Genomic DNA, 252 nt, shown 5'->3' with positions numbered 1-252 from the left:
TTGAGCTAGTATCGCAAAAGGTAATAATCCCGGCACATTTATAAACGTATCTACAGATTCTTCCCAGAGTCTAATTACCTGAAATTTATGGCGCGTTTGAGACTAGCCATCCCACTAAATCATCTATCTCCGAAAAGTCTAGTAATGCTTCTCCTAACTGCTCTAATGCCGGTAATGATAACTGATTGATTTGACCTATGACCGTTTCTGGCAAACTGCCTAATCTCCTATTTAGCAGCCGTAAAATTAGGG

1 protein-coding gene is annotated in these 252 nt (G+C 40.1%); it reads right to left on the bottom strand.

What is annotated here, in order from left to right:
- Positions 1-85: 85 nt before the first annotated feature.
- The coding region (locus tag P5674_RS26365; RefSeq protein WP_315670539.1) for a DUF4351 domain-containing protein at positions 86-252 on the bottom strand (167 nt) is incomplete at its 5' end.

This window comes from Limnospira sp. PMC 289.06 (genome assembly GCF_032350395.1).
GTDB lineage: Bacteria > Cyanobacteriota > Cyanobacteriia > Cyanobacteriales > Microcoleaceae > Limnospira > Limnospira platensis.
The sequence above is the reverse complement of the archived record's forward strand: the minus strand, read 5'-3'. Positions and strand labels throughout refer to the sequence as shown.